The organism is Marinomonas vaga (assembly GCF_055388305.1).
The window spans coordinates 1,249,032-1,268,358 of the sequence record NZ_AP043903.1 but is presented as its reverse complement, the minus strand read 5'-3'; the positions used below and the strand labels follow the sequence as shown (position 1 = coordinate 1,268,358).

Sequence of the window (19,327 nt, the reverse complement as noted above, 5' to 3'; positions counted from 1 at the left end):
GCTATCCCATATACTCCTCAGCTGACAAGTCTTTAACCAATCGGAAGTCCTTTCATGCCAACTAAGTACAGTCGTGACGCATTGCTATTGCTGGGTTTCATCATGTTGATGTCGCTCAGCTTGCGCGGTCCAGTTGTCGGCATTGCGCCCCTTATTGAATTCATCGAGCAGGACTTGCATCTAAGCAGCTCCCAATCGGGCTTGTTAACTGCGTTACCCTTGTTAGCCTTTGCTATTTTCGCGCCTGCTGCCGCTTGGTTGAGTCGTCATCAAGGCATTGAGAAGACGCTTTTTATAGGCGCTATCAGTATTGCCGTGGGGATGATTCTGCGCTCCATGGGGGTATTACCGCCCATGTACCTTGGGGTCGTGTTTATTGGTGCAGGGATCGCCGTAGGCAACGTGCTCTTGCCGGTTTTATTGAAGCGCGATTTTTCTACACAGATTGTCCAGCTAACCGCCATTTACGTGTTAATGATGAACGTTGGCGGCACCGTTATGACAGGCTCCGCCGTACCTCTGAGCTTTTTGTCAGAACGCCTTTTTGGTGACCTTTGGCCAAGTTGGTCATTTGCTCTGGGGGCTCAGTTATTGATCATCGCCTTGCCGTTAGCCCTATGGATTTGGTTACCTAAAAAGGAAAGAGGAGGCGCTGCACCAACCCCAAGCAGCACGGAATCCTCCGTTTGGCGCTCTCCTGTTGCATGGTTACTGGCAATGTTTTTGGCGATGGATTCCGTTATCAACTACATCGTCAATGCTTGGGCCCCCACTATTATGATTGATAATGGGTTTGCGCCCGTGACCGCTGGGCTGTATCACAGCTATATTCAAGCGGCGGGGACAGTACCAGCTTTGATCCTGCCATTTCTGCAGCGCATCTTGCCAAGCAAGCGCCAGTTGTCTTGTTTGTCTACGTTTGCCACATTGATCAGCTTATTAGGATTCGTCTTCTTACCAGCGCTGTCTGCCGTCTGGTCCTTTATATTTGGCTTTGGGGTCACCATGGGCTATGTGGTGGGACTGTCCTTAATCAGTATTCGCACCAGCAGCTTGAAGCAAGCGGCGGCGCTATCCGGTATGGCGCAATTGATCGGTTACCTATTAGCGGCCGCTGGCCCTGTTGCTATGGGTGCCCTGCACGACTGGCAGGGCAACTGGCAAATGGTGCTTTATTGTTTGATTGGCATGAGCCTAATCTGGGTTCTGTTGGGCTGGTATTCCAGTGCCGAAGACTCATAAGCCGCTTGGCTTTTTTATTTAGAGTGAATGGGTATTTTAATGACAAACCGGGTGCCGTGGGGAGCATTGGGGCCCACTGTTATTTGACCGTTTAGAAGTTCGTTTACCCATTGGCTCACCATAAACAAGCCTAAACCTGAGTGTTTTTCACCACGCCCAGTGGTGAAAAAGGGCTCCCATATTTTGGATAAGTCAGCTTCATTAATCCCCCGACCATTATCACGCACCTCAATCACGTACTCTTCTTCTTTATTAAAGGCGATGGCGATCTCTCCTTCACTATGATCAGGAAAAGCATGGTCTAGAGCATTAGTAATCAGGCTTTGGAGCACTTGAGAGACAACCCCTGCCGCCGCGCAAAATTCTAATTCCGGGTCACCCTGCAGTACGATGTCAACTTTTGGATGCAGCTTACGCAGGGGCTTCAAGGCTGCCAAGGTGTCTTCTAGCATCAAGCCTACTTTAAAGTTCGTCAGTGCTTGTCGGGTACGCCCATCGGTGATGCGTTTGAATTGCTGCACAACGGCCACCGCACGCTCAAGGTTATTATCCGCAATGGCCAATGCTTGATGCACCATGTCCATATGCTTCGCTTGACGCTCAGTCAAAGAATCCGCCTCTTGCTTCATACGTTTCATATGACTCGCAACGGACGATAGGGTCATACGTAACCCCCCCAAAGGCGTATTCAGCTCATGGCCAACCCCCGCCACTAACATGCCAAGGGCCGATAGCTTGCTCTGCTCAACCAATTCCTTTTGCATCATGACAAGATTTTGGTTGTTTTCTTTTAGGCGTGTATGGGCTTTTTCAATACGCGCTTTATCGTGTCGGATGCGTTCTACATAGACTGCTTTTTGAGTAGCTAAGCGCCATCGGAACCAAACCAAAGCGACGAGTGCGCCATAAAGCAAAATAGCGACCATTCCGGTGACACCGTAAACGATCAATTGATTTTTAAACCACACATCCGGACGCACCTTAGCAATCAAATAGGTCCTTGGAGCGCTTTGTGGGTCCAAATTAATGGCACTCGGGGAAACCAAGGTCGGCAGACCGTCTAAGGACTCTTTTGTGAGGGTTCGATAGGTTTGAATGCGTTGCCAAGCATCAGGGTAAAGCTGGGGAAGTGCCATGGTGTAATCCCCATACATGTGTCGCCATTCCCTTTCTGGAATATAGGACAGCAGCCAATTCCCTTGGTTATCAATCACCTGTAATGTGTTCTCTGGGGTCTGGAGCAATCTAATCTGCTCCAACACAGAGGACACGTTAAAGTTCACCACCAAGAGCCCCTGCCACTCACCTTGGGGTCCCTTAAGCTTGGTCACTGACCGAGTGGTGGGCTCATAGGGCACTACGATAAGACCATGTTCTACGTTCAAATCCGTAGGAGTAATCAGAGTTTGCCCCTGGGCTAATTGGCTCCCCTTGATGTAGTAATAGCGCCCTGATTTATCTTGTAACTCACTTTTGGGAATGGCTTGCGTCGTCCCATTTGGGCGCACATCTACCCGGACTAGCTCTTGGCCATCCGGAGACAACCAACGCAATTGAGCAATAATGCTAGATAAGTGGCGTGTTTGCTTAAGCTGAGTTTCAACGGCCCGCCGCCACGCGTCTTCCGAGTCAAAGGATTGCGGCACAATGCTTTCTAACTCTTCACGCATGTAGTTGGTTATTTGCTCCATCAACCCAAGCTCTTTAGATATCAGAACACTGGCTCGGTTAATCAACTGCCCCTGCTCCTCACCATAGGTATCAGCAAGGGTCTTTTTCCAAACATGAATCGTGACCAAACCGAGAGCGATGACCATCACCAGAGGTACAGCAAAGATCCAGACTGGCGGTTTTTTCATAGATTAAGACTCGTCTGTTCGGGCTCGACACCAGTCTATGGCTTTTTCTAATGGCATGGGCTTTGCCATAAAATAACCCTGACCTGTATCGCAACCCATTTCTTTGAGGGCATTGTATTGCTCTTGGGTTTCAATGCCTTCCGCTAAGACTTCCATATTTAAGGTATGGCCGAGCTCGATAATCATGCGAACTACCTGACGATCTTCTTTGGTTTCAAGCATTCGATTGATAAATTGACGGTCTATTTTTAACACTTCGGTATTCAAGGTAGAGAGGTAAGCAAGAGAAGAATACCCAGCACCGAAGTCATCGATGCTAACTCGGATCCCTAGTTCTTTAAACCGTTTCAGATGCTTAAGCACGGCTTTACGCTCCACTATCAGCTGAGTCTCGGTTACTTCAACATCTAGACTTTGAGGAGCAACCGCCTCGGTTTGTAATAGCTCAACAAAGTTATCGACAAAGTCCGGTCTAGAAAGCTCGACCCCGGACACATTGACCGATAAGGGCACTCGCACATTGTGCTCTGCTAAGACAGTCTGAGCACGGCAAGCCAAGCGCGTTACCCGACGATCCAGTCGATCTATCAGACCGGACGTCTCAGCCATTTTGACAAACTGATCAGGGGGGATCATGTCCCCATTTTTATGGTGCCAGCGCACCAAGACTTCAAACCCAACCAAGCCCCCGTCAGACAGACGTATTTTGGGCTGCATGTGAATAAACATTTGCTCGGTCGGGATGGCCTCCCGCAGATCTTTTAGTAACGAATAGCGATTTTGATTTTGTAGCAGCTGTTGGGTACTGAAGACTCCAAAATCCACATTGTCATGCTTAACTTGCTCAAGGGCACTTTTGGCAATCCCAATGACTTGGGCAGGAGTGTTATCGGGCACATCCGACAAGCGCACCATACACCCTAACAAATCAATCACATGGAGACTGTCGTCGATCTGCAAGCGCGGGTGAAGCACATGTTCAAGGTCTTCTCTTTCATAGTCTTGGCGATCATAGACAAGCAGTACCAGGGTATCCCTCTCATACAAAGCAATGTCAATGGAGCGAACAAAGCAGGCCTTAAGGTGAGCATGCAGGTATTTCATTAAGTTGCGGCCATATTGCACCCCGAACAAGACTTCACTGTAGGCAAGCTCTTCAACAAACAGCATCAATACTTTGCAGTCTTTGCGCTCCTCTGGAGACAAACCAGCAATCTGGCGAAACAACCAGTTTTTGTTGTGCAGTCCAGTAGAGGTGTCATAGTAAGCAAGCTCCGCTAAACGGCTGTGCAAGGCAATATTTTTGAACCCAAGGTTGACGTTTTCACAAAACACCTTGAGCATCTCCACCTGATAGTCTCGCAGGGGATTTTCATGCTTCACTAGCACCACATAATCTCGCTGATCCAGCTCCTCGCTGGAAAAATACAAGGCAGACACTGCTGTGCCAATCATATGCTCTTGTTGGTGAAAGCTATTCATTAAAGCGTGGCTGAATTCTTCATCCACTGTAATACTGCCAAGATATTGATTGGACCAGTCGCTGAATTCCCCAGTCGCTGCAAACACCAAGGCTTTATCAGGTATCTCTTCATGCTGGTGCGCCATACAGACCACACCGCCTTTTTCGAATTCAAACAGTTTCACCAGCTCTTGGAGGATCGCTTGGGTATAGCTACGAAGATCCATTTTGCTGCTGATACGCTGGCTGGATTCGATCAGAAGCTGCATGCCTTGGCGGGCTTTTTGGATAACGGTTAAATGCTCCCAAGTACGCAAATTAGATATAACGATGGTTTGCAGATGATCGTGGGTTAGGTCACTTTTATTCCAGTAATCGTCAATGTCGTAGCTGGCCATCAAGTCATCTAATGGCATCATTCCCGGCTGCCCCGTGAGCAACACGATACGGACTAAGTGGTTACCAATACTTTCACGGATACTTTGCACTAGGCGCAAGCCCGCATCATCTGTTTCCATAACCACATCAAGCAAGATCACGCCAATGTCTGGGTTCTGCGCCAACACACTGCCGGCCTCTTGGGCAGAGTTGGCGGTCAAAAACTCTACATTTTTAGTACCGTAATCTAGCGACTGCAGGCCGTTTAGCAGGGCACTCTGGTAACCTGCATCGTCCTCCACAGACAATACTTTCCAGGTGGTCTCTGTTTTTGATAAATAATCAAGCTTTCCTTGTGACCTCATACATCAAAACCTATCTATGTAGATGACCTAATTCGGTTTTGTGAGCATTTTGACCGTTACTCACATCTCGTAAATACGAGTATAGTCGTAATTTTTAAAATACCGAGAATTGGTAACCAAAATCATGACGTAAAGCTGACAATTAGCCTCAGGAAATATGCTACACTGGCGCACTTATGTTTATTTTCAGACGAGCCTAAAACGGAACCCTCAATGACACAGAAAAAAGGCAACCTTTTCATTTTATCGGCCCCTTCTGGCGCGGGGAAATCTTCCCTTTACAAAGCGCTGTTAAAAGCCGACGAAAACGTTCGCATCTCGGTATCCCACACCACTCGCGCCCCTAGAACAGGCGAAGAGCACGGCCGAGAGTACTTTTTTGTTGATGTGGACTCCTTCCTAGATATGATCGCGGAAGATGCGTTTTTTGAGCACGCCCAAGTGTTTGACAACTTCTACGGCACCTCCAAACAAGCCATTTTCGACATGCTCGACCAAGGCTTAGACGTGATCTTAGAAATAGACTGGCAAGGGGCCCAACAAGTACGTGCCCAATACCCTGATGCCATTGGTATTTTTATCTTACCACCATCGGTTGAAGCCCTAGGAGAGCGTTTGAAAGGTCGTGGCACCGACGCCGAAGACGTAATCGCCCGCCGTATGGCCAAAGCCGTCAATGAAATGTCACACTACAACGAATACGAATATGTCATCATCAACGATGATTTTGATGAAGCATTTCAACAATTGCAGGCCATTTTCGTGGCCATGCGTACCAGAATGCCATTAATACGTGAGATTCACACAGATCTCATCAATGATCTCTTGTCATAGTGACAGGCGGTTCAGTAAAATTGGCGATTACTAATTAGTGATTAAATCTTACCCAGAGGTTACCCCATGGCTCGAGTTACAGTTGAAGATTGCCTAGAAAACGTAGACAACCGTTTTGAATTGGTTATGGTTGCGGCGAAACGCGCACGTCAACTAGCAACCGGTGGCGCAGAAGCAAAGCTACCACTTGAAGAAGACAAAATGACTGTTGTTGCGCTACGTGAAATCGCCGATGACCTAATCAACGCGAAAAACGTAGACTTCCAGAATAAGCCAGCGCCAACAGAGTTTTAATCTCTATGGTATGCATCGCTCAGCACACGTATTTCTGGTTTTGCTTTTCCTGATGTGAGGTGAGCGGTGTCTACTATTGAGAAATTAGCGGAAAACCTTGGCCAATATCTGCCCTACGAGCAGATCGCCACGGTAAAACGCGCCTACTACTACGCTGAACAAGCCCACGATGGACAAAAGCGTAAAAGTGGTGAGCATTATGTCACCCATCCATTGGCAGTGGCATTTGTCCTAGCTGAGCTTCGAATGGATTGCGAAGGCCTAACGGCCGCGCTACTCCACGATGTAATCGAAGACACAGGCATTTCCCGAGAGGCCCTCGCGGAGCAATTTGGTGAAGGCGTTGCTAGCCTAGTTGATGGTGTCAGTAAGCTGACCCACCTTGAGTTCAACAGCCAAATCGAAAAACAAGCTCATAACTTCCAAAAAATGGCCATGGCCATGGCGGATGACATTCGCGACATCATGGTGAAGCTGGCGGACCGACTCCATAACATGCGCACCCTCGATGCCATGCCAGCCCATAAAAAACGCCGTATCGCGAAAGAAACCCTCGACATTTACGCACCGATAGCGAACCGCTTAGGTATGTATAATATGCGTGTGGATCTTGAGTCCTTGGCCTTTCAAGCTTACTACCCACTTCGTTCACGGATGCTCGAGCGCGCTATTAACAAGCGCTATGGACAACGGGACAAGTCCATGGAAAAGCTTGAAGACTTCATTCGCTCTGAGCTGGCTGCTGACTACATTGATGCAGCCATCAGCGTGCGCGAAAAGCATACCTACAGCATCTACCAAAAGATGCGTAAAAAGCGCCGCTCCTTGGAAGAAGTCATGGACGTACTGGGTGTGCGTATTGTCACCGATCGCCATGACAGCTGTTATCGCATTTTGGGGGTAATTCACGCCCTCTTTAAGCCGATTGAAGGTCGCTTTAAAGATTACATCGCGGTGCCTAAGTCCAACGGTTATCAGTCGTTGCACACCACTGTGGTGGGTACCAATGGCTTACCATTGGAAGTACAGATTCGTACTAATGAAATGGATGTTGTCGCGGTTAATGGTATCGCTGCCCATTGGACCTACAAGTCCCAGGGGCAAACGTCTGGTGCTCCGGCCAGCAACCATGAACGTGCTACCAAATGGGTTAAAAGCTTGCTTGAGATTCAAGAAAAAGCCCACAACCCAATGGAGTTCATTGATAACGTTAAGAGCGACCTCTTCCCTGACGAGGTGTACGTCTTTACACCTAAAGGCGAGATCATTGAACTACCGTCTGGTGCAACGCCTGTAGACTTCGCTTATGGGGTCCATACGGAAATCGGCAACACCTGTATTTCCTGTCGTATCAACCGTCGTTTAGCGCCGTTGAGCACCCAGTTAGAAAGTGGCCAGACCGTCGAAGTCATCACGGCCAAAAGCGCCCAGCCAAATGTGGCTTGGTTAAGCTTCGCCATCACAGGTAAAGCCCGCACCAACATTCGCCATTACCTGAAGACCAAACAACGGGAGAATGCCATTTCATTTGGCTACCGCCTACTGACCCGCTCCCTCAATGCCTTCAGAACCACTATTGAAGAATTGCCCGAAGATCGCGTCAACGCGGTCTTAGAGCACTACCAGCTTGAGGCCTTAGATGACTTACTTGAATCCATCGGTAAGGGTCGTCATGTGGGCTATGTGGTCGCCCGTCAGTTATTCCCTGACTTTAATGAAGATGAATTGATTTCACCGAAATCGTTTAAAGTGAATGGCTCTGAAGGGATGCTAATCTCCTATGCGAAATGCTGTTCACCGATTCCGGGTGATCCGATTGTCGGATATGTGCAAGTAGACAAAGGCATTATCATTCATCATCGTAGCTGCCCAAATATTCAAGACCACTTATCTAGCCCAGAGCGTTATATTCGCATGAGCTGGAGTAAAGAGATTGAAGAAGAGCTCAACGTCAGCCTGATCGTCACCTATGTGAACGAGCGAGGCGCCGTGGCCAAGATTGCCAGCTCCATCAGTGACACAGATTTCCAAGTGTCTAACTTGGACATCATTGAACGGGGCAAGATCTCTCGTCTTCGTCTGAATATTGCTATATCAAGTCGTGTGGGCTTAGCAGATGTTATGCGACGCATTAAAGCCGTGCGTTGCGTTGAAAAAGTATCCCGTGAGAACCTCGTCGGACGTTAATCACGTAGCATTTAGAATTTGATCACTCATAAAGGATTGAGACCATGGCAAAGCAAGTAATCTTCTCTGAAAACGCTCCTGCAGCAATCGGCCCATACTCACAAGCTGTTCGCGCTGGCAACACAGTTTACCTTTCCGGCCAGATTCCATTGGTACCAGCCACCATGGAAATCGTCAGCGATGACGTAGCAGAGCAAACAAAGCAAGTCTTCACTAACCTACAAGCGGTTTGTGAAGCAGCAGGCGGCTCACTAAAAGACATCGTTAAGCTAAACATCTACATGACCGACCTAGGCAACTTCGCCACAGTGAACGAAGTCATGACACAGTTTTTCGAGCAACCTTACCCAGCTCGTGCAGCCTTGGGTGTGCGTGCACTGCCGAAAGACGTTGCCGTTGAAATCGAAGGCGTGATGGTATTAGAAGACTAATCCCTGATCCCCGATCTCTGATACAAATAAAAAAGAGGCCCTAGTGGCCTCTTTTTTTATTTCGATTTAGCAATGCTTAGGCACGCTCAGCAGGGGGTACATAGCGTTTTAACACGCTGCCATAGCCAGTAACATAGCCTGAATAGTGTGGACGCCAACCTAAGGTGCGCAATTTAGTGGCCACGATACGCTTACCCTTAGTTGGAAAGTATTCCGCAAAGGTAATATCAGAGGGCAAAGATGGCAGCACATCCAAGGCGCTGGCTAACCATAACTTAACTTCCCACATGGACACAGGCTGCTCATCAGTGGCAATCACTGTCTCTGGTAAGGTCTGTCCTTTGACAACACGCTCCCCTAGGAAACACAACGCACCCACTACATCATCTCGGTGAATACGATTAGTCCAGCTGTTTTCTGCCCAAGGCTCAGCCTCATACACACCGTCTATTAAGCGAAACCGCCCAGGACCGTAAATACCAGAACAACGGACACTTGTGGTGGGCAACGCCTGTATTAACACCTGCTCTGCCTCCAGCAGCTTGTTAGCAGTGGGCTTGGCCGCCACAGCAAGGGAGTCGTCGGTAATTAACTGGCCTTGGTTCTGGCCATAAACACTGGTACTGGAGACAAAGATCACATGGGGCTTCTGCTCCCGTTCTTGGTAAGCTTGGGCCACAGCTTCGGCCGCCCCCACATAAGCCTTGCCATAAGCCTCTTCCGTGCGCCCCTGTGGGGTAACAATCAAATACACCAGGTCCACATCGGGCCACGCATCTTGATTCAGCTCGGTTAAATCTCCCGTAATCCCCAACACCCCTTCAGGAAATTCGATACCTTGGCGGCGCATGCCTGTCACTTGCGCACCCAGCGCCACAAAATGAGACGCCACTGAACGTCCTAAGTCACCACAGCCCGCTACCAGTACTTTTGTCATATTTGCCCCAATGATTGCAAAAAAAGCGTATCTTCCAAGTTCCGGTACACTTTATCAAAATATGTATTATCATAGTTATTACCAATTATAAGGGTAATGACCATGACGCTAACAGAACTCAAATACATCGTTATGCTAGCAGAAGAGAAACATTTTGGCCGTGCAGCAGATCGCAGCAATGTTTCTCAGCCAACACTCAGTGTGGCAGTTAAAAAGCTAGAAGACGAACTTGGCGCTGCGATTTTCGAGCGTAGCAAAAGCTCTGTCTACATTACCCCCATTGGCGAACAAATCATCAGTCAGGCGCGCCGTGTATTAGAGCAAGCCAACATGATTAAAGAATTGGCGTCTTCTGGCAAAAACCAACTTCGAGGCCCGTTGAAGGTAGGTGCTATCTTTACCATTGCGCCGTACCTATTTCCTTACATGATCCCAGAGCTTAAAAAACATGCCCAAGGCATGCCCTTGGTGATCGAGGAAGACCTGACTGAAAACCTGCGTCCGAAACTGCGTAACGGCGAGTTAGATGCCATCATTGTCGCTCTCCCTTTTCGCGAACCAGACGTGGTCACTCAACCCATTTACGAAGAAGAGTTCGTCGTACTGATGCCCAAAGAACACCCTTGGGCAAACCTTGACAGTATTACCACGGACCAACTCACCACAGATAACTTACTGCTGCTAGGCAAGGGCCACTGCTTTAGTGACCAAGTCATGGAAGCCTGCCCTATTATTGGCGAGGAAGAGCTCAACGAAGGACGTACCGTTGTAAATGGTAGCTCCCTAGAAACCATCCGCTATATGGTGTCATCAGGATTAGGTGTGACGGTACTGCCAAAGTCCGCGGTCAATAACATTGATGAAGATGTATTGGCGGTGAGACCTTTTAGCGCCCCTGTTCCCAAACGTACTGTGGCCTTGGCATGGCGGGCCAGTTTCCCGCGTCCAAAAGCCATCGAATCTCTCAGCCAATCCATCCGTGAGGCATGCCAAAAGCTGAATCTGGACTAGTATGGTCGATGCATTAGAAACACAAGATATTCAAGAACTTAAAGGTGTTGGAGTCGCCATGGCTGAGAAGCTGGCGAAGCTCAATCTGCATACAGTTCAAGACTTGCTGTTTCATCTGCCCATTCGCTATCAGGACCGCACTCGTGTCGTCCCAATTGGACAACTACGCTTCGGGGATGAAGCAGTCATTGAAGCCGACGTTGTCGGCTGTGAGATTAAAATGGGCAAGCGCCGTAGCCTGATCTGCCGTGTACGTGATCACTCTGGCTCCCTATGCCTGCGCTTTTTTCACTTTTCTGCCGCACAAAAGAAACAACTTGAGCAAGGCAAAAGAGTCCGCTGCTTTGGCGAAATACGCCGGGGCAGCACGGGGTTTGAAATCTATCACCCAGAATACTCCATACTCAAAGACGATGAACCTCTGGATGGCTCGGACCAACTCACGCCCATCTATCCATTGACGGAGGGTTTAACACAAACCAAAATCCGCCAGCTGTGTGAACAAGCCCTAGAGCGTCTTACCCCATACAATCTGCGGGAGTGGCTGCCGGATTCCATCAGAGAGGCATTCAGCTTACCGTCCTTGGCCGATGCCATTAAATTTCTACATCATCCCACTCAAGGGACCAACTTAGAACAACTTAAGCTCGGTAACCATCCGGCACAATATCGCCTGTCGTTTGAAGAACTCATGGCCCACCAGCTCTCCTTGATAAACAAGCGCCAGCTATCCAAAGAAGACCGAGCGATTGCCATTACCGAACAGGGAGCCTTATACCAGGCATTGTTGCAGCAGCTGCCTTTTTCTCCAACGGGCGCACAACAGCGGGTTTCCCAAGAAATTTTGCAAGATATGGCAACTGGGCACCCTATGCTGCGCCTAGTGCAAGGGGATGTGGGTTCAGGTAAAACGCTAGTGGCCGCTCTAGCCGCCGCCAGCGTGGTGCAACAAGGTCGCCAAGTAGCGGTCATGGCACCTACAGAGATTCTCGCAGAACAACACTACCTTAACTTCAAAGCTTGGTTTGAGCCTTTGGGCATCAAGGTGGCATGGATGATCGGAAAGTTAAAGGGAAAACAGCGGGAAGCCGAAATGGCGGCCATAGCTTCCGGTGACGCTGCCATCGTCGTTGGCACCCATGCCCTTTTCCAAGAGAGCGTCACCTTCCATGGCATGGCCCTCGCCATCATTGATGAGCAGCACCGATTCGGGGTGCATCAGCGTATGGCCCTAAGGGAAAAAGGCTTACAAGCTGGATTCCAGCCCCACCAGCTGATCATGACGGCTACCCCGATACCACGCACCTTAGCCATGTCTGCTTATGCGGATTTAGATTGTTCCATTATTGATGAGCTCCCCCCTGGGCGAACGCCAGTGAATACCATTGCGGTTTCAGACCAACGGCGGGAAGAAGTGATTCAAAGAGTCCGCCACGCTTGCGAAGAAGGCAAGCAAGCCTATTGGGTCTGTACCTTGATCGAAGAATCCGAGGCCTTACAGTGCCAAGCGGCGGAGGACACTGCCACGCTACTCATGGAACAGCTACAAGGCATTCAAGTAGGCTTGGTACACGGCCGGATGAAAGCCCAAGAAAAAGCCGACATCATGGCGCGGTTTAAAGCCGGTGACATTCAGCTGCTCGTCGCCACCACCGTGATTGAAGTGGGCGTCGACGTGCCCAACGCAAGCCTTATGGTGATCGAAAACCCAGAACGCTTAGGTTTAGCGCAATTACACCAGCTAAGAGGGCGTGTGGGTCGTGGCCAAGCAGCTAGCCACTGTGTGTTGCTGTATCGTTCGCCACTAGGGCAACAGGGCCGCGCACGCCTTTCCATCATGCGCGAGACCACCGATGGCTTTAAGATTGCTGAGAAAGATTTGGAGCTTCGAGGCCCTGGAGAACTGCTCGGCTCCCGCCAGACAGGTTTGCTGGAATTTAAAGTGGCGGATCTACAACGAGACAAGGCACTTTTAGACGGCGTACAAAGCGCCGCAGCACAATTATATCGTGACTACCCAGAGCATGTTTCTCCCCTACTCTCACGTTGGTTACCGAAACATAATCAATATCTCAATGTGTAGCTTTGCGTAATAGAGAGCATTCACGATATTGATCAGTATTTAATCAAAAATTCATATATCCATTTCACTATTTAGGCTATCTTCCCTCCCAACGGAACCCCCTAAATCAGAGGAATGACCCATGTCGGCAATCGCCCACTCTCTAACGCTTAAAAAAGACTTATCATTCAATGGCTCATACGGCTTTCGCGTCCATGGCGATCGTATTACCTTGACGATTCAACAGATCAATAACCACAGAAGTTTTGATAATCTAAGTGGCACAGTAGCCATCGAACTGCGTGGCTACCGTCAAGATGGTGCCGAAGCGGTACTGGCTAGCACAACGATTGGCCAGCTCTCTGGACAACACTATTTATCTAACTGCGAATATGACTTGATTTTCACGGCACCGGAAGCCGGTCAATGGCAGCTAGCCTTAGAATTACGCGAGTGGAATGGCTCTGACTACGAGTTAATTGATAGCCAGCCTTTTGATGTACCCTATGTGGTGGCATGGCAGCCAACGGTCGTCGAACCTACAGTGACTCCCACCACTAAAGAAAAAGTGGTCAGCATCGAAGAAGCACCAGCCACTCCAGTCTCAAAACCGGTAAAAAGTAAAAAGCCAACGGAGCAAGACAAAGCACCTAAGGCCAAGAAAACAGCCCCAGAAAAAGAAGGCAGCGGCCTCATCAGCATTAATCAAAGCTCTTTAGAAGAGCTGGCAAGTGTCAAAGGTATGCCAAAGAAAGTCGCGAAAGAAATCGTAGAAAAGCGCCCTCACACCTCTTGGGAAGCCTTGCTTAAAATCAAGGGAATGGGGCCACGCATGTTGAAGAAGTTAAAAAAAGCACTAAAACTGGATTGATTCAAATTCAGAGACAAAAAAACCACGCCTTTGCGTGGTTTTTTATTATGTGGGAGACAGCATTAAGGAATCTTCACCACTGTGGTGTTCTTCACTTCTTCCATAGCCACGTAGGTACGAGACTCACGCACGTGAGGCAGAGTCAGAAGGGTTTCACCTAAAAGATGACGATAGGCGTCCATGTTTGATACCCGAGCTTTCAGTAGGTACTCAAAGTCACCTGCGATCAAGTGACACTCTAAGACTTCAGGGATCTCAGACACAGCCTCTTTAAATTCGTTAAAGCCCTCTGGAGACGTAGCTTTTAGACGAATCTCAACAAACACCAACAACCCGGCGTCCACCTTACGAGGGTCAACCAACGCGCAGTAACCCGTAATGTAACCATTGCGCTCAAGTCGGCGTACACGCTCCAAACAAGGGGTGGCACTCAGCCCTACTCGGCTAGCAAGCTCAACATTCGATAGACGACCGTTAATTTGCAGCTCCCGAAGGATCTTTTTATCCAATCTGTCTAAAGGCTTTGCAGACGTTTCCATTAACATGATGCTCCGAAGATAACTGACTCCTAATTTAGCGTGATTCTATCACGTGGCAAATACCTTAGGAAAAATAAGCTAAACTCAACCATTTGGTCAGGTGGCCCTATATCATCGCACCAAATAATTACAAAGAGCATCAAATAGCACCAAATCTATTCAAATGGTGCTAAAAATCACCTATATCCACCAGAAACTACCGGTTTATTGCGTCAAATTGGAGCAAAAAAAATAATATACGCACCAATCGTAAACAAAATAAATGATAGCTATTAGATATAAAGTACTTATTGCCAAATAGTTATCAAGATGTACAAAAAAAGGAAAAAAAACGTACAGATGCAGTGATTTCGCCTTGACGAGAGGGGGGTAACAGTAATTCTATAGGGTGGTAGGGTGTAAATTTAGAAGATTGCACTGGACGAGAAATTCAAAAGAATAACTAAAAATATTGGCAAGCTAATTGCTACATAAATAATCGAAAATGGCATCTACTCATCAGATTCCAATTTTGAACATAAAAACTAGTAATGCCTGGGAGGCAAAATCATGAAATCGAACGTAGGTAAAATTCTTTCTACCGCTGCGATCGCTGCTACTATCAGCACCGGTGCAGCTGCCGCAACATTGGACGACGTAAAAGCAAAAGGCTTTGTTCAGTGTGGCGTGAGCCAAGGTGTTCCTGGCTTCTCTAACGCGGACGATTCTGGTAACTGGACAGGTATCGACGTTGATGCATGTCGTGCAGTGGCTGCTGCCGTCTTCGGTGATGCACAAGCAGTTAAATTCACACCACTTTCTGCGAAAGAGCGTTTCACTGCACTACAATCTGGTGAAATCGACATCCTTTCTCGTAACACCACTTGGACGTACACTCGTGACACGTCTCTAGGTCTAGACTTCACTACGACTAACTTCTACGACGGCCAAGGCTTCATGGTGCGTAAAGATCTAGGTGTGTCTTCTGCAATGGAACTTGACGGTGCAACAGTTTGTACTGAGCAGGGTACCACTACAGAATTGAACATGGCTGACTTCTTCCGTAAGCACAAATTGTCTTACGTTCCAGTTATCGTTCAAAAAGCAGACGAAGCGCTAGCGGCATACGCTTCTGGCCGTTGTGACGTCTTCACAACAGATAAATCAGGTCTAGCAGCACACCGCTCTAAGCTTTCTGATCCATCTGCACACGTGATTCTTCCAGAAACCATTTCTAAAGAGCCTCTAGGTCCTGTTGTTCGTCACGGCGACAACCAGTGGAAAGACATTGCGACTTGGGCACTATTCGTTCAAATCAACGCAGAAGAAATGGGCATCAGCTCTGAAAACGTTGCGAAAATCAAAGCAGAATCTACTGACCCAGCGATTCGTCGTCTACTAGGCGCTGAAGGTAACATGGGTGAGGCACTAAGCCTTGACGCAGATTGGGCTTACAACATCATCGCAGAAGTAGGTAACTACGGCGAAGTGTTTGAGCGTAACGTAGGTCCTAACACTCCAGTGGGTCTCCCACGTGGTGTGAACAACCTATGGACTGAAGGCGGCGTTCTTTACGCGCCACCAGTACGTTAATTCGTATTTAATCCCTTACCTACCAGGGATTTTGCCCAGCGGCACCAGCCGCTGGGCACCCCCTTCCGAATATCCATCTGACGAGCATTCTCTGCCTGAACCAAGATGAGCGAACAAAAAGCAAGTAACACGAGTTTCTTGAACGACGCAGGCAATCGTGCCTTGTTGTTTCAAGCAGTACTCCTAATTGTCGTCCTCGCTGTCGGTTATTATTTGTTCCATAACCTACAAGCGAACTTACAAAACCAAGGGATCTCCACGGGCTTCGCGTTTTTAAACGAGCCAGCGGGCTTCCCGATCTTAATCCATTTAATTGAATATACCGAAGCCAATAGCTACGGCCGTGCCTTTGTTGTTGCCTTAATTAACACCACCCTTATCTCATTAATGGGTATTGTATTGGCAACCATTATCGGTGTGATCATGGGCTTGGCCCGTTTGTCACAGAACTGGTTAGTCGCTCGACTTGCAACGGTATACATAGAAACTCTGCGTAACATCCCATTATTGTTGCAGATGTTCTTCTGGTACTTCGCGGTATTGGCTACCCTGCCCCACCCACGCAACAGTATTATTTTTGGTGATTTCTTCCTGAATAAGCGTGGCATCTACTCGCCTTCACCTATTTTTGGTGATGCCTTCGGTGTGGTAATCTTTGGCTTCCTAGCGTGTATCGTAGCTTCCATTGCCCTCATCGTTTGGGCGAAGAAGCGTCAAACCCGTACCGGGCTTTGGTTTCCTGCTTACTGGACATCCTTAGCGATTATTGTCTTTGGCACCGTGCTCTTTTACTTCATCGCAGGCTCTCCAGTAGACTTTGAACTACCACAGAAAAGCCGTTTCAACGTAACGGGTGGCATGGTATTGGTCCCTGAATTCGTTGCTGTTTTGATTGCCCTATCCACTTACACAGGCTCATTTATCGCAGAGATCGTACGTGCGGGTATTTTGTCTGTGAACTGGGGGCAAACGGAAGCATCACGTTCTTTGGGTATGCCAGACAACCTCACTCAACGTTTGATTGTCTTACCACAAGCACTGCGAGTGATTATTCCACCACTTACCAGCCAATACCTTAACTTGGCCAAAAACTCGTCTTTGGGCGCTGCAATCGCTTACCCAGAACTTGTTGCCGTGGTAATGGGAACCACCCTAAACCAGACAGGTCAGGCCATTGAGACCATAGGTCTGTGTATGTTGGTGTACGGTACTTTAAGTTTGTCCATTTCATTGTTTATGAACTGGTACAACAAAAAAATGTCTTTAATTGAGCGATAAGGGGGCACACATGGCGATTGAATTCAAACCTTCTCCTAGCCTACCACCACCGAGCAATGCTGTCGGTCCGGTCGCTTGGATTCGTAAAAACTTTTTCTCAAGCCCACTGAATATCATCCTGACGATTTTCAGCCTTTACGTTTTGTATTTGTTAATTCCGCCTGTCATTGATTGGGCAATTCTCAATGCAACATGGGAAGGTACTTCCAAAGCTGCTTGTACAGGCGGTGGTGCATGTTGGGCATTCATCCGGGTGCGTTTTGATCAGTTTATGTATGGCCTTTACCCACCAGAAGAATACTGGCGTGTGAACTTGGCAGCCATTCTACTGGTTGTCATGGTGGGCATGTTTGCCATCAAAGCAGTGAACAAGCTGTTTTTATCGATTGGTATCATTGTGGTGTACCCAATCGTTGCTTACTTCCTGTTTGCTGGCGGTATATTCGGTCTAGAAGTGGTTGAGACGTCTCTTTGGGGCGGTCTGTTCTTGACCATGCTGCTGGGTATCATTGGTATTGTAGCGTCTTTTCCATTAGGTATTTTGCTGGCGCTAGGTCGCCAATCTAAGATGCCAGTTGCGAAATCTGTCTGTGTGATTTTCATTGAGACAATTCGTGCGGTGCCTTTGATCACTATCCTATTTATGGCGTCTGTCATGATTCCGCTGTTCTTGCCGGATGGTCTGAACTTTAACAAGTTGTTGCGTGTATTAATCGGCATCACTATGTTCTCTGCGGCGTACATGGCAGAGGTTATCCGTGGTGGTCTACAAGCCATTCCAAAAGGTCAATACGAAGCCGCTGATGCGATGGGGCTGACCTACTGGCAGTCTATGATCCTAGTCATTTTGCCACAGGCTCTAAAACTAGTGATCCCTGGCATCGTAAACACCTTCATTGGTTTGTTTAAAGATACAACGCTGGTTTACATCGTAGGTATGTTTGACTTCTTGGGTATCATCCAAATGGCGAACCATGATGCCAACTGGCTCGGCACGACGACGGAAGGTTACGCCTTCGCAGGCTTTGTTTATTGGGCTATCTGCTTCGGTATGTCCCGCTACTCCATGGCGGTTGAGCGTAAGTTAGATACTGGACACAAGCGGAATTAATAAGAGAATTTGAGGCCTTAACATGACAGATAGAAATATGGCACTCGCCCAACTAGAACAGGGCGAAAGCGCAATCATCGAGTTTAACGATGTAAACAAGTGGTACGGTGAATTCCACGTACTGAAAAACATCAACTTCAGTGTTAAAAAAGGCGAGCGTATCGTTGTCTGTGGACCTTCTGGTTCAGGCAAGTCGACCATGACTCGTTGTATCAACCGCCTAGAGGAGCACCAAAAAGGCTCTATCTTAGTGGATGGCATTGAAATGAATGACAACCTGAAAAACATCGAAGCGATCCGTAAAGATGTGGGCATGGTGTTCCAACACTTTAACTTGTTCCCGCATTTGACCATCCTTGAAAACCTGACTCTTGCGCCAATCTGGGTACGTAAAACACCTAAGAAAGAAGCGGAAGAAATGGCGATGCATTACTTGGAGCGTGTTAAAATCGCGAACCAAGCCGGTAAATACCCAGGGCAGCTTTCAGGTGGTCAGCAACAGCGTGTGGCCATCGCTCGTGGTCTGTGTATGAAACCACGCATCATGTTGTTCGATGAGCCAACGTCGGCACTTGACCCTGAGATGATCAAGGAAGTATTGGACGTTATGATTCAGTTGGCCGATGAAGGCATGACCATGGTGTGTGTGACACACGAAATGGGCTTTGCGAAAACCGTTGCCGACCGAGTTGTGTTTATGGATGCGGGTGAAATCGTTGAAGCGAACACGCCTCATGAGTTCTTCGAGAACCCACAACATGATCGTACACAACTGTTCTTAAGCCAGATTTTGAACCACTAAAATCAAGATTTTTTGGCATTCGATACAAAAAGCCCCTGACGGGGCTTTTTTGTTGTTTATAATGGCCTAATATAAGTCATTGGTCTTTATAA

At 48.1% G+C, this 19,327-nt stretch carries 16 protein-coding genes; 12 read left to right on the top strand and 4 right to left on the bottom strand.

Annotated features, from left to right (window positions below):
- Positions 1 to 54 precede the first annotated feature (54 nt).
- Positions 55 to 1,242 carry an MFS transporter gene (locus ACZ5DR_RS05895; RefSeq protein WP_377366049.1) on the top strand — a complete coding sequence of 396 codons (1,188 nt, stop codon included), beginning with the start codon at positions 55 to 57 and terminating at the stop codon, positions 1,240 to 1,242.
- 14 nt (positions 1,243 to 1,256) lie between these two features.
- Here ACZ5DR_RS05895 and ACZ5DR_RS05890 read toward each other — a convergent pair whose 3' ends face one another.
- On the bottom strand, positions 1,257 to 3,101 hold the full coding sequence (locus ACZ5DR_RS05890) for a sensor histidine kinase (protein ID WP_377366050.1): 1,845 nt from the start codon (positions 3,099 to 3,101) through the stop codon (positions 1,257 to 1,259).
- Positions 3,102 to 3,104: 3 nt separating this feature from the next.
- On the bottom strand, positions 3,105 to 5,306 hold the full coding sequence (locus tag ACZ5DR_RS05885) for a putative bifunctional diguanylate cyclase/phosphodiesterase (protein WP_377366052.1): 2,202 nt from the start codon (positions 5,304 to 5,306) through the stop codon (positions 3,105 to 3,107).
- A 213-nt stretch (positions 5,307 to 5,519) separates the two neighbouring features.
- Here ACZ5DR_RS05885 and gmk point away from each other — a divergent pair, with 213 nt between their 5' ends.
- From gmk to ACZ5DR_RS05865, 4 genes are all read left to right on the top strand, one after another.
- On the top strand, positions 5,520 to 6,140 hold the full coding sequence (gene gmk / locus ACZ5DR_RS05880) for a guanylate kinase (protein WP_377366053.1): 621 nt from the start codon (positions 5,520 to 5,522) through the stop codon (positions 6,138 to 6,140).
- Positions 6,141 to 6,206: 66 nt separating this feature from the next.
- A complete protein-coding gene (rpoZ, locus tag ACZ5DR_RS05875) occupies positions 6,207 to 6,434 on the top strand; it encodes a DNA-directed RNA polymerase subunit omega (protein WP_377366054.1) in 228 nt (75 codons plus the stop codon).
- 66 nt (positions 6,435 to 6,500) lie between these two features.
- A complete protein-coding gene (locus ACZ5DR_RS05870; RefSeq protein WP_377366055.1) occupies positions 6,501 to 8,621 on the top strand; it encodes a RelA/SpoT family protein in 2,121 nt (706 codons plus the stop codon).
- A gap of 44 nt (positions 8,622 to 8,665) precedes the next feature.
- On the top strand, positions 8,666 to 9,052 hold the full coding sequence (locus tag ACZ5DR_RS05865) for a RidA family protein (protein WP_377366056.1): 387 nt from the start codon (positions 8,666 to 8,668) through the stop codon (positions 9,050 to 9,052).
- Between the two features lie 76 nt (positions 9,053 to 9,128).
- Here ACZ5DR_RS05865 and ACZ5DR_RS05860 read toward each other — a convergent pair whose 3' ends face one another.
- Complete coding sequence (locus ACZ5DR_RS05860) at positions 9,129 to 9,989, bottom strand: NAD-dependent epimerase/dehydratase family protein (RefSeq protein WP_377366057.1); 861 nt, start codon at positions 9,987 to 9,989, stop codon at positions 9,129 to 9,131.
- A 102-nt stretch (positions 9,990 to 10,091) separates the two neighbouring features.
- On the opposite strand from ACZ5DR_RS05860, the gene ACZ5DR_RS05855 reads away from it, so the two are divergent.
- The 3 genes from ACZ5DR_RS05855 (at position 10,092) to ACZ5DR_RS05845 (ending at position 13,933) form a co-directional block, all read left to right on the top strand.
- Positions 10,092 to 11,000 carry a hydrogen peroxide-inducible genes activator gene (locus ACZ5DR_RS05855; RefSeq protein ID WP_377366058.1) on the top strand — a complete coding sequence of 303 codons (909 nt, stop codon included), beginning with the start codon at positions 10,092 to 10,094 and terminating at the stop codon, positions 10,998 to 11,000.
- A 1-nt stretch (position 11,001) separates the two neighbouring features.
- Positions 11,002 to 13,083 (top strand): ATP-dependent DNA helicase RecG, encoded by a 2,082-nt coding sequence (gene recG / locus ACZ5DR_RS05850; protein ID WP_377366059.1) that lies wholly within the window; start codon positions 11,002 to 11,004, stop codon positions 13,081 to 13,083.
- 121 nt (positions 13,084 to 13,204) lie between these two features.
- The gene (locus ACZ5DR_RS05845) at positions 13,205 to 13,933 is read left to right on the top strand and encodes a helix-hairpin-helix domain-containing protein (RefSeq protein WP_377366060.1); all 729 of its coding nucleotides are present in this window, start codon (positions 13,205 to 13,207) and stop codon (positions 13,931 to 13,933) included.
- 62 nt (positions 13,934 to 13,995) lie between these two features.
- Here ACZ5DR_RS05845 and lrp read toward each other — a convergent pair whose 3' ends face one another.
- Positions 13,996 to 14,472 carry a leucine-responsive transcriptional regulator Lrp gene (gene lrp / locus ACZ5DR_RS05840; RefSeq protein ID WP_055462571.1) on the bottom strand — a complete coding sequence of 159 codons (477 nt, stop codon included), beginning with the start codon at positions 14,470 to 14,472 and terminating at the stop codon, positions 13,996 to 13,998.
- 549 nt (positions 14,473 to 15,021) lie between these two features.
- On the opposite strand from lrp, the gene ACZ5DR_RS05835 reads away from it, so the two are divergent.
- From ACZ5DR_RS05835 to ACZ5DR_RS05820, 4 genes are all read left to right on the top strand, one after another.
- Positions 15,022 to 16,044: an amino acid ABC transporter substrate-binding protein gene (locus ACZ5DR_RS05835; protein ID WP_377366061.1), complete on the top strand. Its 1,023-nt coding sequence runs from the start codon at positions 15,022 to 15,024 to the stop codon at positions 16,042 to 16,044.
- A 105-nt stretch (positions 16,045 to 16,149) separates the two neighbouring features.
- Positions 16,150 to 17,322 (top strand): amino acid ABC transporter permease, encoded by a 1,173-nt coding sequence (locus tag ACZ5DR_RS05830; protein ID WP_377366062.1) that lies wholly within the window; start codon positions 16,150 to 16,152, stop codon positions 17,320 to 17,322.
- A 10-nt stretch (positions 17,323 to 17,332) separates the two neighbouring features.
- A complete protein-coding gene (locus tag ACZ5DR_RS05825; RefSeq protein ID WP_377366063.1) occupies positions 17,333 to 18,433 on the top strand; it encodes an amino acid ABC transporter permease in 1,101 nt (366 codons plus the stop codon).
- Positions 18,434 to 18,455: 22 nt separating this feature from the next.
- Positions 18,456 to 19,235 (top strand): amino acid ABC transporter ATP-binding protein, encoded by a 780-nt coding sequence (locus tag ACZ5DR_RS05820; protein WP_452600447.1) that lies wholly within the window; start codon positions 18,456 to 18,458, stop codon positions 19,233 to 19,235.
- Positions 19,236 to 19,327: the final 92 nt, after the last annotated feature.